Annotated in this window: 15 protein-coding genes; 5 read left to right on the forward strand and 10 right to left on the reverse strand. The window is 53.4% G+C overall.

All coding sequences use genetic code 11. The annotated features are described in order from the left end of the window. Positions 1-44 precede the first annotated feature (44 nt). Positions 45-308 (forward strand): alpha/beta-type small acid-soluble spore protein, encoded by a 264-nt coding sequence (locus M1D70_RS31115; RefSeq protein ID WP_456288814.1) that lies wholly within the window; start codon positions 45-47, stop codon positions 306-308. Between the two features lie 145 nt (positions 309-453). Here the strand turns inward: M1D70_RS31115 and M1D70_RS31120 are convergent, their stop codons facing one another. The 9 genes from M1D70_RS31120 to M1D70_RS31160 form a co-directional block, all read right to left on the reverse strand. Beyond that, positions 454-1,257, reverse strand: coding sequence for an MBL fold metallo-hydrolase (locus M1D70_RS31120; RefSeq protein WP_009591509.1), 804 nt, complete (start codon positions 1,255-1,257; stop codon positions 454-456). 7 nt (positions 1,258-1,264) lie between these two features. Beyond that, the gene (gene yycI / locus M1D70_RS31125; RefSeq protein ID WP_009591504.1) at positions 1,265-2,014 is read right to left on the reverse strand and encodes a two-component system regulatory protein YycI; all 750 of its coding nucleotides are present in this window, start codon (positions 2,012-2,014) and stop codon (positions 1,265-1,267) included. 37 nt (positions 2,015-2,051) lie between these two features. Next, the gene (locus M1D70_RS31130) at positions 2,052-3,326 is read right to left on the reverse strand and encodes a YycH family regulatory protein (protein WP_456288815.1); all 1,275 of its coding nucleotides are present in this window, start codon (positions 3,324-3,326) and stop codon (positions 2,052-2,054) included. Then, positions 3,323-5,152: a cell wall metabolism sensor histidine kinase WalK gene (gene walK / locus M1D70_RS31135; protein ID WP_009591510.1), complete on the reverse strand. Its 1,830-nt coding sequence runs from the start codon at positions 5,150-5,152 to the stop codon at positions 3,323-3,325. The genes M1D70_RS31130 and walK overlap by 4 nt, the downstream gene beginning before the upstream one ends. Next, the gene (gene yycF, locus M1D70_RS31140; protein ID WP_009591483.1) at positions 5,152-5,883 is read right to left on the reverse strand and encodes a response regulator YycF; all 732 of its coding nucleotides are present in this window, start codon (positions 5,881-5,883) and stop codon (positions 5,152-5,154) included. Before yycF ends, walK begins: the two co-directional genes overlap by 1 nt. 292 nt (positions 5,884-6,175) lie before the next feature. Next, positions 6,176-6,316, reverse strand: a complete 141-nt coding sequence (locus M1D70_RS31145) for a hypothetical protein (RefSeq protein WP_456288816.1) — start codon at positions 6,314-6,316, stop codon at positions 6,176-6,178. Positions 6,317-6,800: 484 nt separating this feature from the next. Then, on the reverse strand, positions 6,801-8,369 hold the full coding sequence (locus M1D70_RS31150; protein WP_456288817.1) for a peptidoglycan DD-metalloendopeptidase family protein: 1,569 nt from the start codon (positions 8,367-8,369) through the stop codon (positions 6,801-6,803). A gap of 279 nt (positions 8,370-8,648) precedes the next feature. Further along, a complete protein-coding gene (locus M1D70_RS31155; RefSeq protein ID WP_009591454.1) occupies positions 8,649-9,335 on the reverse strand; it encodes a hypothetical protein in 687 nt (228 codons plus the stop codon). Positions 9,336-9,352: 17 nt separating this feature from the next. Beyond that, positions 9,353-9,490, reverse strand: a complete 138-nt coding sequence (locus M1D70_RS31160; protein WP_009591473.1) for a hypothetical protein — start codon at positions 9,488-9,490, stop codon at positions 9,353-9,355. A gap of 98 nt (positions 9,491-9,588) precedes the next feature. Between M1D70_RS31160 and M1D70_RS31165 the strand changes: the two genes are divergently transcribed. The 4 genes from M1D70_RS31165 (at position 9,589) to M1D70_RS31180 (ending at position 13,561) form a co-directional block, all read left to right on the forward strand. After that, the gene (locus tag M1D70_RS31165; protein WP_456288818.1) at positions 9,589-10,266 is read left to right on the forward strand and encodes a response regulator transcription factor; all 678 of its coding nucleotides are present in this window, start codon (positions 9,589-9,591) and stop codon (positions 10,264-10,266) included. Further along, positions 10,263-11,642 (forward strand): sensor histidine kinase, encoded by a 1,380-nt coding sequence (locus tag M1D70_RS31170; protein ID WP_456288819.1) that lies wholly within the window; start codon positions 10,263-10,265, stop codon positions 11,640-11,642. Before M1D70_RS31165 ends, M1D70_RS31170 begins: the two co-directional genes overlap by 4 nt. A gap of 120 nt (positions 11,643-11,762) precedes the next feature. Further along, complete coding sequence (locus tag M1D70_RS31175; RefSeq protein ID WP_456290519.1) at positions 11,763-12,863, forward strand: ABC transporter permease; 1,101 nt, start codon at positions 11,763-11,765, stop codon at positions 12,861-12,863. Next, positions 12,863-13,561, forward strand: a complete 699-nt coding sequence (locus tag M1D70_RS31180; protein WP_456288820.1) for an ABC transporter ATP-binding protein — start codon at positions 12,863-12,865, stop codon at positions 13,559-13,561. The genes M1D70_RS31175 and M1D70_RS31180 overlap by 1 nt, the downstream gene beginning before the upstream one ends. Before the next feature lie 440 nt (positions 13,562-14,001). On the opposite strand, the gene M1D70_RS31185 is transcribed toward M1D70_RS31180, so the two are convergent. Next, the gene (locus tag M1D70_RS31185; RefSeq protein ID WP_009591501.1) at positions 14,002-15,291 is read right to left on the reverse strand and encodes an adenylosuccinate synthase; all 1,290 of its coding nucleotides are present in this window, start codon (positions 15,289-15,291) and stop codon (positions 14,002-14,004) included. Positions 15,292-15,327 lie beyond the last annotated feature (36 nt).

Consider the following 15,327-nt stretch of genomic DNA (forward strand, 5'->3'; position numbering starts at 1 on the left):
AGGGAATGTTATAAAGGGGAAATCATTTGCAAGGAGGGTTAAGGATGGCAAGAAGATCACGTCGGCACCGGAGTCCCGAAATGCAGCAGTTCATGACAAGCGTGATGCGAAACGAAGGCTATCAAGTCGACCCCCAGCGGCAGCAGGACGTCAAATATGAGGTGGCCAAATCACTCGGCTTGCCGTTGAAACCCGGCGACAATCGAGACCTGACCACCGAACAGGCAGGTAAAGTCGGCGGTGCCATCGGCGGTTCCATGGTTCGGGAAATGGTTCGTATGGCGCAAGAAAGCCTCAGCAAGCGTTAGAGACGATCCGTAACTCAGCATGTGTTACGCCCGTAACAGCAAAACAGCCCCATGTCATCAATCAATCATGACCGTGGGGCTGTTTTTTATAAAAATATCCATGTTAAGAATGCTAAATTCGTGTCAGGCAAACGGTCCGCCTAAACTATTCCCCGACTTTATCCCAAGGGGTCGGACGGTCATAATACGTATCGCACAATTTAAATTCGCTGTCCTTGAAGAAGCAGCCGCGGTCTTCCATCGTATCGCGTACGGTCATTCTTGCCAGGTCCATCATGTTATGATCCAGGCTGAGATGGGCCAGATACGTCCGTTTGGTATCGCCCGTCAGCAATTCGCTTAAAGCATCGCCTGCCGAATTATTCGACAAATGCCCCATATCGCCGAGAATTCGGCGCTTGGTATTCCACGGATACCGTCCCATCCGGAGCATCTCGATATCGTGATTGGCTTCCAGCACCAGCACATCCGATCCATCCAGCGCTTTCTTCACCTTGTCGCTGACATAACCGAGGTCCGTGGCAACGCCGAGCTTCTCGTCGCCGTCATAGAAGCAGTAACCGACCGGTGCCGCAGCGTCATGGGATATTTCAAACGGCTCCACCCGCAGCGTGCCAAAATCCTTGACCTCATGACTCTCCAGCACAATCCGGTTCTCTTCCGCAATCTTGCCCAGCGACTTGCTCATCGCTTCCCACGTCTTCTCATTCGCATAGATCGGCAGATTGTATTTGCGCGCCACCGCGCCAAGCCCCCGGATATGATCCGAATGCTCATGCGTGACCAGGATTCCGTCGATTTCTTCTCCCATCATTTCGCGTTCCTTCAACAGCTCATCGATGCGTCTTGCACTTAGGCCCGCATCAATCAGCAGTGTCGTATCCTCATTGCGGACAATGGTCGCATTGCCCGTCGAGCCGCTCGACAGCACGGAAAATGAAATCCCCATAGTCTTGTTACTCCTTTGTCGTATCGCTTTTTGGCGTCAGCACGTCCCCGCTGATGCCTTGTACATAGATCATCTCGCCATGATCCAGCGTAAACCGCCAGGTCGGTGCTGCCAACTGATCCTCTGTATTAAACAACTGCCCATAATAACCAAGCTGAATATCGCGCACCGCCGAATCAGGCGGGATGAAATTACGTTCGATAAGGGTTTCCAAGGCCTTCGATGCAGGGAGAACCTTCTGTTCCTCCATATCGCTGCTTGGCAGAATCTCGAATACGGGTTCGCGAAACGCATGGATCTTCTGAGCTTCATGGATAAACTCCAACTCCACGTTAAACAGCGGCCATTCCTTCTGCACCAACGGCCGGAATATGAAGACATTCTCCTTGTCTGACGGCTCGTCATGGCGGTAGTTCCCGAGATCCGCAATCTTGCCTTCCAGCGCATTCCGCAATTCCTTCTCATCGGCATAAATCAGCTTCGTATCCACCGGCTGCTCCAGCCCTACGGGCTCTCCCTGGGCTTCCGCGCTGTAGATATAATTAATTTTGGGCAGCTGCGGCGTTTCCGTCGGGATCGGACTCAGCAATTGAATCCCATTCTCCTCCATCACCTGCTGGGTACTCTCGGAAAGCGAGGTGAAATCCAGATTGGAGCCGACCTGTTCGCGGTAATCCATCCAGAGCTGATAGCCCAGCACCAGATTAAGCAGCAAAAACGCGTAAATCAGAACATTTTTGGCACGGCCCCAATCCATGAATATCCCTCCTTGTGATCCAATGTACCCCGTATGATTACTCGAGTATGACAACCGAGCCGTTCTGGAGCTCTAAAGCCCATACCGGCTTCAGCAGCAGCCCTTCGTCCGTCCTCACCGGCAAATAGGCGGGATCCAGACCCGTAACCACACTCTCCTCGTAAGGCTTCAGTTTCGCTTCCAAGGCCTCGCCTCCCGTAAGCTTTACCATCTGTTTCTTCAATGAGGCAGGCTCGAGATATAACAGCGAGCGCTCATAGGAGGTTACCGTTCCCTGCTGCAAATCCAATTCCATGACGCCGTATTGGAAGCCAGGCGTATTCAGGATCGGGAATCCGCCGTAATATTGCTGGAATTTTACCAGTGTCCGATCCTCGGATTCACCCGCTTTAGCCAGCCTGTATGTGCCATTCCAGCCTCCGTGCTGATTCACGAAATCGATAGCGGACAGCACATCCTTGCCGGGACTGCTCTCTCCGGATGGCGGTGCAGCCGGATCCGTATAGCTGATCCATTTCTGCCCCTGGTCTACTTGGAGGCTCCGCTTACTGTCCGTATATATTTCGGAGCCGTCTTTTTCCCGGATGTTACGGGTGATGCTCGGGTCAAAGAACAGGCTGCGCTGCATTTGATCAACCGTATATTCGCCGATCGGCAGCTCAACGCTGACCATATTCAGCTCCTTCTCGGGGGTATAGTACCGGCCATCCACCATCTTATACGGCGTCCAGCTCAGCCCGAAGTCCACCAGCTGATCCACGTCCTGTACGGTCAAATCCGCCTGGGCGGCCTCATAGACGACATCGCCCTCCGTACTGAAAAACATGACATGGATCTTCGCTTCGCCTTCTACGCTGTACAGCCACATTTTGTTGATGCTTTCCCCTTCAAACAGGGTGTCCGGGACGATCTGCATCACTCTCTGGAGCAGCGTTACCGGAATGCCCGAATCAAAGCTCAGCTCAATGCCTCGATTCTCGGAGCGAACCTTGGCCCAATCGATGTTGCTGACCATCCGCCGCTGGAAATTATCAAAGGTTCGGCCTTTAAGCCGATTATACACGAGATTATAGAACGTATCGTTCGGATAGAACACCGTATGCTTGTCTTCGCCCAGATGAATGACCATTTTGTCAGGAAAGAGCAGATTCTCGGGCTTCTCTTCCGGCCCCATCTCCTCGGTTCGGATATAGGCGTCCTTCGATTGCACAACCGAGTCGCTGCCCGGAAAACGGAAAATCAACACATAACTCTGTACCAAGCTGCCAACGACCAACAGGACAAGCAGCACGGTCTTCATTCGTTCCTTCACGCTAACACCCTCCCCTCATCGTCCAGGGGCAAGGTAAAGGTCACCGTGGTGCCCTTCTCCAATTCAGATTGAAGCGTAATGAAACCTCCATGTGCCCTGACAATTTCCCGGGCAATGGACAAACCGAGGCCCGTTCCGCCCAAATTGCGCGTCCGTGCTTTATCCACCCGATAGAAGCGCTCAAAGATCCGGTCCAGATCCTTCTTCGGAATACCGATCCCGGTATCCTTAACGGATAAGGATAACATGCCTTCCTCCGTTATGCTTGCATCCATGGTGATGGTGCCACCGTCCGGCGTATATTTAAGGGCGTTGGATATCAGGTTATCGAGAACCTGGTCAATGCCGTCCCGGTCCAGCATCGCCGTGGATACGCCCGGCTTCACTTCGATAATGGTACGAATATGCTTTTGCTTCATTTGGAAAGAGAATCGGTCCTCTACATCCTCCAGCATTTCCACGATGTCCGTCCGCTCCTTATGCAGAGCGGCCTCCTTGGAATCCAGCCGGGACAAATGCAGCAGGTCCGTCACCAGCCGGATCATCCGGCCGGTCTCATTCTGGATGACGCCGACGAATCTCGGCCCCATCTGTTTATCCTCCAGTGCGCCATCCTCCAGCGCCTCGGTATAACTCTTGATGGTTGTCAGCGGCGTGCGCAGCTCATGGGATACATTCGCCACGAACTCCCGCCGGGATGCCTCCAGCTTCTCCTGCTCGGTGACGTCCTGCAGCACGGCAATCGTGCCCGTGATGCCGATCTCCCGCCGGTGAATCGGCGTGAAGGTCACGCGCATCATGAACGGCTCACCGCCCTCGCGCGGCGTAATCTCAAGCAGCTTGGAATCATGGCCTTCGCCGCGCGCCAAAGCTTCGGATTCGGATTGTTCCAGACCCAGCAGGGACACGATATCGTGTCCTGCCAGCTCTTCCCCCTCCACGCCCAGCATTTCGCCGGCGCGCCGGTTCATCAGGATGACACGCCCCGCTTCGTCGGTTGCGATGACGCCGTCGCTCATATTCGTCAGGATGGAAGCAAGCTTCTCCTTCTCCTCTTCGTTCTGCGAGAGGGCTTCGCGCAGACGGCTGGTCATATAATTGAACGCCTGGCTGAGCTGGCCGATCTCATCGCTGCCGAATACCGGCGTTTTCTCGGTAAACCGGCCGTCCGCGACAGCCCGCGCATGTTTGGTCAGCTCCTTGATCGGATGGGTAATCGTATGCGACAGGATGACGCCGAGCACCGCGGTCAAGCCGAGGGCCAAGAGAATCCCCGATATAAAAATATTGTTGATCCGCTGCATCGTGCTGTACAGCTCGCTCATGCTGGCTACGATATATATCGCGCCGACGATTTTCTCGTTGTACATGACGGGCTTGGCCACCACTTTTTTGCGGATATTATCATCGTCGATGATGTACTCCTCATTATCCTGTATTCCCTGCAGCGCCCGGCTGACAACCGTCTGCGTATTCTTGGTGCTCACATAATCGGCGTGGGAGGGCAGCGAGGTGGTCAACACCCGCCCGGTGGAATCCAGCACCTGGATTTCGGCGCCGTTCAGGTTGAACAGATTGTTCACCATGACGCGCAGGCTCTCGATCGGATCCTCTTCCGTATCATTCTCGCCGCCAAGGGTTTTGGCCGCCAGAACCGACATCAGCTCTGCGCGTTCCTGCAAGTCCTTCGTGAAGTTGCTGGTCAGCGAGTTCTTCATCGCACTCACAAAATACACCCCGATCAGCTGCATTGCGATCAGAATGAGAAGGACATAAATGATGATGACCTTCGCCTGGATGGTGCGGAAGAAGGACAGCCACTTCATTACAGGCCTCCGTTTTTCGCGCTGCGCATCAGGTAGCCCAGTCCGCGCCGAGTCAGGATGTATTCCGGTTTGCTCGGGTTCTCTTCAATCTTCTCGCGAAGTCGGCGAATCGTCACATCCACGGTCCGCACATCGCCAAAGTATTCAAAGCCCCATACCGCCTGCAGCAAATGTTCCCGAGTCATCACTTTGCCGGCATTACGGGCCAAATAATACACCAATTCATATTCGCGGTGCGTCAGATCGAGCGCTTCCCCGCTTTTGTATACCATGTACATGTCCGTATCAATAAACAGCTCAAACAGCCGCAGGCCTTGTCCGCCTGCACTTGTGCCGCCTGTGTTATCCGCCGAGTTATCCGGCTTCTGCTGACGTCGCAGATGCGCCTTCACGCGTGCGAGTATTTCTCTCGTGCTGAACGGCTTCGTCACGTAATCATCCGCCCCGAGCTCAAGCCCAAGCACCTTGTCGATCTCTCCGTCCTTCGCCGTCAGCATGATGATCGGGATCTGCAGGTTAGCGGCACGTACCTCGCGGCACACGTCCATTCCGTCTTTGCCGGGCAGCATCAAATCAAGCAGCATCAAGTCCGGCCGCTGCGTGAGGGCAATCTCCACGGCGCTAATGCCGTCAAAGGCGCAGATGACCTCATAGCCCTCTTTTTCCAAGTTAAACTTTAAAATATCGGCGATGGGCTGTTCGTCATCCACCACCAGAATGGTTCCCTGCATCTTCCTGTTCACCTCATACCTTCTTAAAGAGGATGTTCAAAAAATCCCTTTTTGAACTCACACTTAAACGGTCTTCTTTACATTTTACCACACCTGCCGCCGCTACACACCCACTGGTCCCGCCATTCGGAGAGCGGCAGCGATCGCCTTTGGATTCGGAAAATCTCATCGTAAGCGGCATTCCTATTTTCCGAATTCAACAGCGACGGAGGAGGACACCGCTTGCGACACCACTGCAGACAATTTTCCCGTTCTGTCCCACCCACACCGCCTCCCCTACGGCCGTCCCGATTCAGGGGGCGGCCTCTCCCGCTTCGCAGCTTTGTCGAAAATAAGGGGATGGATCCGACAGATAAGGGAAGACGCCCTCTACTGCAGCAAGCGGTGTCATTCGGAGAGCGCAGCGTTCGCCTTTGGATTCGGAAAATCTCATCGTAAGCGGCATTCCTATTTTCCGAATTCAACAGCGACGGAGAAGGACACCGCTTGCGACACCACTGCAGACTATTTTCCCGTTCTGTCCCACCCACACCGCCTCCCCTACGGCCGTACCGATTCAGGGGGCGGCCTCCCGCTTCGCAGCTTAGTCGAAAATAAGGGGATGGATCCGACAGATAAGGGAAAACGCCCTCTCCTGCAGCAAGCGGTGTCATTCGGAGAGCGGCAGCGATCGCTTTTGGATTCGGAAAATCTCATCGTAAGCGGCATTCCTCTTTTCCGAATTCAACAGCGACGGAGAAGGACACCGCTTGCGACACCACTGCAGACTATTTTCCCGTTCTGTCCCCCATCCCCAAACACCCCCTGTTAAAGACGCAAAGATGGCCGCCCCCGTTAAGGAGCGGCCATCTTCACTATTATGATATATGAACCAATAATGGCTTATGTCGCATTGGTTTACCTAGTATAACACAGAACTACAGATATTTCATCGGATTTTGGGCAACTCCATTTTTTTGCACTTCGAAATGCAGATGCGTTCCGGTGGAACGGCCCGTATTACCCATGACGCCAAGCTTGGACCCTTGTCCAACAGACTGGCCGTTGCCGACGGAAATCTTGCTCATATGCCCGTACAGCGTGCGATATCCATTGCCGTGATCGACAATGACGACGTTGCCGTAACCGCTCTGCTGACCCGCGAAGACCACTCTTCCGGAGGCCGCTGCCATAATGGTGCTTCCGCCAACCATATCAATGCCCTCATGGCTTCTTCCCCAGCGATGTCCGAAGGAGCTCGTAATGCGCGCCCCGCTCACCGGCCAAGCGAACATGCTGCCGCTGGACTTCTGGGTCACCGCTGCCGCTTTTTTCTTCGGTGCTACCTTGGTGCCTTTATACACAACCTCCGGCAGGGATTCCTGAACCACCTGTTGGCCTGTCCACTGCTTGGAGATAACCTTGCCGTTCTCTTTGATCACGATGTAATCCACCGTCTTCACGCCGTCCCGTCCGGGACGGACGACCTTCCGCTTGCCCAGCGGGAGCTCGCTGCTCTTGCGAACAATCGTCTCTGGTTTGCTCGGCTGCTTCACCGACACCGTCTCCACCGTTCGGACCGTCAGCGGCGCTTCCGGCTTCGTCACCTGCAGCTCGGCCCCGATCTGAACGTATTTCTCTTCGAGTCCGGGATTGAGCGCCATGACATCAGCAGACTTCATGCCAAATTGCTGCGCGATCGAGGAAATCGTATCTCCCTCTTTTACCGTGTACACCACCGGCTTGTCCTTCGTGCCCGTAAGCACCTTGACCGCTTCTTCCACGTCCAGCACCTTGTTCGGGTCAGCCTTCGTGTTGGCAAGCGAAATCTTCTCCTTGATGTCCACGGACTGGAGCCCGCTTGCGTCATCCTTCTTCTGGCTCGATGCCGATGCGGACGTTTTCGTGAAAGCGACTTTCTGCGTCTTCTCCTTCTGCGCAGCAGCCGGAGCGAACTTCAGCTTAGCCGCTTCGACGGCAGCCTTGGCCGTCTGTTGATCCTTCACGATCGCCACCGTCTTGCCGTCCACCTTCAGCTCCACGCCGCGGGCATATGCTGTCAGCATGCCATCCAGCTTAGAAAGCGTCTCCTCGCTGTTCACGTCCGGTTTATAGGAACGGTCGGCCTTCGTGGTGATGCCGTCGGTATGAAGCGCCATGGGCACATCAGGATACTTCTCCTGATATTCCTTCCGCTTCGCTTTCAGCAGCTGGGCAAGCTGGGCATCATCTTGAATGGTACCGATCGATTCCCCATCTACATACACATGATAGAACGGAATTGTATTCGCGTTCACGTAAGCTTTTCCGCCGGTATATATCGATCCTGCTATGAGCAATACCCCTGCCGACATCCAAATCCATCTGCGCGGTGATGTCCACCCCCGCTTTGGCGGATTCGACGACATCGGGGACTCCTGATTTGAGTTGTGATTGAGGGTAGAATGATCCGCCGCTTGCTTGCGCAAGATGCTGTCCATCCACCGTTTCCCCTTAGAACCTTTCATGTCTCTCTCCTTTAAGCCTTGTCCATATGTAAGAATCCATTATTCGTTCATCTGAACGTGCTGACTTAGCATTGAATGTGACACAACCTGTCAAAAGGTATCAAAATTTTAACCTTTTCGATCTTCGTATACTTTAACATAGCCTTTACAATCATTTCAAGTTTACGAAAACAGCGAAAAACCCGCGCCCCGCGCGGGTTTCCTGATATTTTCCAGTATGGGGCTTTTGCATGCCGGTGACAAAACGGTGACAGAGCCTGCCTGAAACCCGTCATACCGTTATTCTTTGAGCATGGTGATCAGTTTATCGAATTCTTCCGGATTCAAATATTTGGATATTCCCTGCTCGATATCCGCAAGCTCCGCAGCGGTCAGACCGTCCTCCATCGCCTCGGAGATCTTCTGCATTTCCGATTGGGGCAGCTTGTTCATCAGCATGGTGAAAATCTCTTCCTTCTCCTCCGTTGGCAAACGGTCCTTCCGGTCCACGATGTCCCCCGGTGTCATGACAATCTCCTGATCTTCCAGGGAGGAGCCGCCAGACTCTGTCGTATTCGTGCCCATGACGGGCAGGGAATTATCCGGTGCCTCTTCATCGTTCGAAGTCTCCCCTGACGTTCCCGTTGATCCTGAACTCGTCTCTTCGTCCTCCTTGGCCCCTCCATTCGTTTCGGTGCCGGCTTCCGATTCCGGTTTATCGTCCGCTGCGCCCAGATCTTCGTCCAATTGGCGATTGTCCTTCGCGGCATTGACGCTGCCTGCATCCGGCTTGGTGCCGGAGCCCACGCCCAGCATGGACTTCATAATACCTCCCACCCCCATCGGCTCCGCTTCCAGCTGAATGTTAAAGCTGGATAACACCGATTGAATATAGGCATTGACGACGATGCCCGTGGTCACAATCGTAAGCGTGCTCACCAGGATGGCGGTCAAGCTGAGTTTTAGCAGCCATTTCATCCACTTCATCCGTATCTCCTCCTTCCTCATGCATGCTGCAATGACATGACGATGATTGCTTTCTTTTTCCAGTATTGACCGCTCGGTATCGCTTCAATCGTGGGGATCGCCAATTTTTCTACTTCGATTTGATATATTTCATGATTCGGTTCCTTTTCGGCCACACTACTTCCATGCGATAGAGCGCTCCATCGACCGCACCAGGGAATGTATGATACATATATAGTCATTGGAACTGCATATGAAGGAGGTCAATCTAGCAATGATTCATATATTGATCGCAGATGACGACGCGCATATTCGAGAGCTCCTGCAATATCATCTTCAAAACGAAGGATACACAGTATTAACTGCATCTGACGGGGAAGAAGCTTCTGCCCTTTTGGCGGAAGAACAGGTTCACCTGGCTGTCGTGGATGTCATGATGCCGAACAAGGACGGGTATCAGCTCTGCGAAGAAATCCGGCGTTATTATGATGTTCCCGTCATTCTGCTGACCGCCAAGGATCAGCTTGTAGACAAAGAGAGAGGTTTTGCCGTAGGCACGGATGATTACTTAACCAAGCCGTTTGAACCAAGGGAGCTGCTGTTTCGAATCAAAGCCCTGCTGCGGCGGTATCAAATGGTCAGCGCAGACAAAATCCGTCTGAACGAAACAACCATCGACCGCAAAAGCTACGAGGTTCAAGGACACGGAAAGATACTGATGCTGCCGATGAAGGAGTTTGAGCTGCTCTCCCAGCTTGCGAGCTATCCGGACCGGACGTTCTCGCGCGAGGAGCTGATTCAGCTCATCTGGGGAACGGATTTTGACGGAGATGACCGGACCGTTGACGTTCATATCAAACGACTCCGGGAACGCTTCGCGGACCGACGCGGCGATTTCCGGATACGGACCATCCGGGGCGTAGGGTATAAATTGGAGGCGGCGCCGCAGTGAAAACCCTCTATTCGCGCATCGTCCTCACCACCATCGCCATCATGGTGATCAGCAGCTTGATTGCTTTTGTGCTGTCTAATCTGTACTACCAGTACAATCTCAAGCCCTTTAACGATCAGAAGGTCACCACCATGGCCAAGGATATCGGGGACTTTTATGACAGCCACCCGGAGACGGACATCCATGATTATCTCCATCACATCGGACAGCTCGGTTATCAATTCTATTTGGTAAACGATCAAGGCAAGGAGTGGTTCTATGGCGGCATGTTCCGTGAACAGGACCTTTCGCCCGAAACGGTGCGGCAGGTGCTGAACGGGAAGGTGTACCATGGCATCGCGGAGTTTCCGTCGGAGCTGTTCATCACCGGCTTTTTCGACAATGTCCTAAGCAACTCCATCGGCATCCCCATACAGGTAGAAGGCAGCCCTCTCGCACTCTTCATCAGGCCCGATATTACCGTCCAGTTCGGGGAGATGCGTATCTTCTTCTCCATCATCATGGTCATTGCCATCCTGCTGAGCATCCTGCTTGTCGGCATTATTACGCGCTATATCGTGAAACCGATCGTGAAGTTAACCGAGGCCACCCAGAGCGTGGCGCAGGGCCAATATGACATTAAGCTGAACGTTACCCGGCGGGACGAGCTGGGGCAGCTTGCGGACCATTTTTCCCAGATGGCTAAAGGGCTAGCGCAGTTGGAGCAGATGCGCCAAGAGTTTGTATCCAATGTCTCGCATGAAATCCAGTCGCCGCTGGCCTCCATTCAGGGCTTCTCGCAGACGCTGCAAACGAAGCGCTTGTCCGAGGAACAACAGCAGCATTACTTATCGATCATTGAGGCGGAGAGCCGCCGGATGTCCCAGCTCAGCAAACAGCTGCTTATGCTGGCGTCCCTGGATAAGGAAGAAAATATTCTCGATAAATCCACCTTCGACGTGGCCGAGCAAATCAAGCAGGTACTGTTCCACACCGAATGGAGCTGGCGCAGCAAAGATTTGACCATCGATATGTCGCTGCCGCCGACCTATGTCTATGGCGATCAACAACTGCTGCATCAGGTATGGACGAACCTCATCACCAACAGCATTAAATTCACCGCACCTGAAGGCGCCATCTCCCTGCGTGTGATCGAACACAACACACAATGCCGCATCGAGATCTCCGATACGGGCATTGGTATTCCGCCAGAGCACCTGCCCCACATCTTCAACCGGTTCTACCGCGTGGATGAGGCTCGCGACCGCTCCGAGGGCAGCAGCGGATTGGGTTTATCCATTACCCAGAAAATTGTCGAACTGCATGGCGGACGTATTGAAGTCACGAGTCAGCCTGGAAAGGGAACCACCTTCACCGTGATCCTCCCTCACGTATAATGCAGCCTAATCTCAAGTTCATGCTCTGTTCATAATCCATTCCTATACTTGGGGCATATCCCGCAGAGATTAAAAACCGAGGGATGTGTTGCTTAATGATTAGGAATGGAGATGGGAAACATGTTTCTTGCACTGCGTGAACTTCAGCATGCGAAGCTGCGCTATCTGCTGATTGGCTTCATTATGGTTCTGATTGCCTGGCTCGTTCTTTTCGTCACGGGATTGGCCCAGGGACTCTCCTACGATAACGCCTCTTCCATACAAAATATGAAAGCCGACTACCTGGTGCTTCAGGAGGGATCCGATCATCGGATCAATCGTTCCGTACTAACCGGCGAGATCTGGAACGAAGTGCAGAGCCGCCCGGGTGGAAACCCGGCCACTCCGCTCGGCGTACACATGAACACCTTGACCAAGGAAGGCTCCGCAGCCAAATTCGATGCAGCTTTTTTTGCCATTGATGTGGAGAGCATGCTGGCACCCCGAGTCGTTGAAGGCACCATGATTAGCAATACGGATGCCGACCTTGTGATGGCCGACCGCTCCTTGAAAGAGGACGGGTACCGGCTGGGCGACCGGATCGTGGATCAGGCTACAGGCGCCACATTTACGATTGCGGCCTTTACGGAGGGACAATCCTTCAGTCATGCCCCGGTCATTCACATGAACTTTGAGGGATGGAAGACGCTTCAATCAAACCCGGCAAAGCTAGCGCCTATCTATAATGCCATCGCTTGGAGAGGAACTCCGGAACAGAAGGAGGCCTTGGCCCGGGACGTATCCGGCATCGAGATTATCACGAAAGAGGAAGCCCTGCAGGGAATTCCCGGTTTTCAGGAGGAGCAGGGTTCACTCATCATGATGATTGTGTTCCTGTTTGTGATCGCAGCCTTCGTGCTGGCCGTGTTCTTCTACGTCATGACGATTCAGAAAATGAATCAGTTCGGCGTCCTGAAAGCCATCGGCGCGGGGACCGGCTATCTGGTGAGGAGTCTGATCTTTCAGGTCCTGACCCTTACCATCGTCAGTCTTGCGATCAGCATCGGCCTGACGTACGGGGTTTCGCTCCTGTTGTCCGGCATCGTGCCCTTTTCGTTAACGCCTTCGGTCGTTCTGCTCTGTTCCTTGCTGTTCCTGGCGGTTTCCCTGATGGGATCGCTATTGTCGCTATATCGGGTCATCAAGATCGATGCAATCGAAGCTATCGGGAGGGCTGCATAATGACATCATCCAAGCTGTTGATGGATCAGGTGAGCAAAGAATTCGGTGACGGGGACACCTCCGTTAAAGTACTGGACAACATTTCGCTGGATATCAAGGGTGGGGAATTCGTCGCGGTGGTCGGACCTTCCGGTTCGGGCAAAAGCACCTTTCTCTCCATTGCAGGAGCACTGCTATCCCCTACCCGGGGACGAATATGGATGGGCGATCAGGAGGTCACCCGGCTCCCCGCCAAACAATTGAATCAGCTGCGGCTGCGCCATATCGGATTTGTCTTTCAATCCTCCAATCTCATTCCGTATCTGACGGTCCGGGATCAGCTGCTCTTGATGGCCAAGCTGGCAAACCAGCAAGGCCAGGAGCCGCAGCGGCGGGCAGATGATCTGCTTCACCGGTTGGGCCTGTCGCATCGAAAGTCTCGTTATCCCGAGAGCCTGTCCGGCGGCGAACGGCAGCGGGTTGCCATTGCCCGGGCATGGATGAACGATCCGGAGCTCATATTGGCAGACGAGCCGACGGCAAGTCTGGATTCCGAGCGCGGCCGGACGGTCGTTCAAATGCTCGCCGATGAGGTGAAGCTGCGCCGGAAAGCTGCTATCATGGTCACGCATGACAAGCGCATGCTGGATCTATGTGACCGGGTCGTCTATATCGAGGACGGCAAGCTGTCCGAACGGCCGCAGCCGATTGTGTTGTAGCACGACAAAAACCGGATTCATCCCTAGGCAGCCTAGTCGATGAATCCGGTTTTTTACTATGCTGGACCGCCGTGTACCTTGTCCAGCGCTCAAGAAGGCCATACGTCCATTCGAAGGTTCGTATGGCTTCTGTCCCCCCTACATGAATCTGACTGCATTCATCCGCTGTTTTTAGCCCCAATTCCAAATGATCAGCGTGCTGCCCTCTATGTCTATCTCCATTATAGGGTGGATGGGCGAATGACTAGGGGATAATATTCTTTAGCTGAAGGGACAAATTCTTCTACCTATTGACCAGCGATGGTATGCTCGAAAGCCATCTCCTATCCCGGATCTTTCACAGCCATAAAAAAAGCCCGCCGAACCCTATCTTCGGCGGGTGTATTTCACATATCTTAAGGTTGAACTTTCACTCTCTCTATTCTTGGTCCAACGCTTGATTACTTCTCGTAAATCGGCAGCACTTGATTCGTCTGCTCCCGGTTGCGGCCGACGGAGAAGATGGCAATCGGTATGCCGGTCAGCTCGGATACCCGCTCAACATAACGGCGAGTGTTCTCAGGCAGATCCTCCAGCGTCTTCGCGCCGGTAATGTCTTCGCTCCAGCCTGGCAGCTCTTCATAGATGGCTTCGCATTCGGCTAACATTTTCAAGCTGGCCGGGTAGTGCGTAATCTCCTCACCGCGAAATTTATATGCGGTACAGATCTTCACGGTCTCCAGTCCGCTGAGCACGTCCAGCGAGTTCAGGGACAGGCCGGTAATTCCGCTTACGCGGCGGGCATGGCGCACAACTACGCTGTCGAACCAGCCTACGCGACGAGCACGCCCGGTTACCGTGCCGTACTCATGTCCTTTTTCACGGATATATTCGCCGATTTCATTATCCAGCTCCGTTGGGAATGGTCCGTCTCCTACACGCGTCGTATAGGATTTGGCCACGCCGATGACTTGTTGAATCTTCGACGGCCCAACGCCGGAACCGATGCAGACGCCGCCTGCAGAAGGATTCGAAGACGTAACAAACGGGTACGTACCTTGGTCGATATCCAGCATGACGCCTTGAGCGCCTTCAAACAATACCTTTTGATTCTCATCGATGGCATCATTCAAGACAACGGAAGTGTCGCGCACATATTTACGAATAACCTCGGCGTACTCCAGGTATTGCGTTAGAATCTCTTCAACATCAAGCGCTTCCCCGCCGTACACTTGGGTAATCACTTGGTTCTTCTCCTTCACTAGATGGCGAAGCTTCAATTCGAACTCTTCCGCATCCATCAGATCTGCGATCCGGATGCCGTTGCGTGCCGCTTTATCCATGTAACAAGGGCCGATCCCCTTGCGTGTTGTACCGATTTTGTTCGGACCTTTGCGGTCCTCTTCCAGAGCATCCAATACCATATGATAAGGCATGATAACATGAGCACGATCGCTGATTACCAGATTGTCCGTGCTGAACCCGTTATCATGAATATAATTAATCTCTTCAATGAGTGCAGCCGGATTAACGACCATACCGTTACCGATTACACAGGTTTTGTCTTTATAGAATACTCCGGATGGAATCAAGCTAAGCTTGAATTTTTTACCGTCAATCAGAATGGTGTGGCCGGCATTGTTGCCGCCTTGGTAACGGGCTACCACGTCGGCGCTTTCCGCCAAATAATCCGTGATTTTCCCTTTCCCTTCATCTCCCCATTGTGTTCCCACAACGACTACCGTTGACATATTCATTCCTCCGCCCGGGCTGTTACACCCTTATGA

The organism is Paenibacillus sp. AK002 (assembly GCF_053903045.1).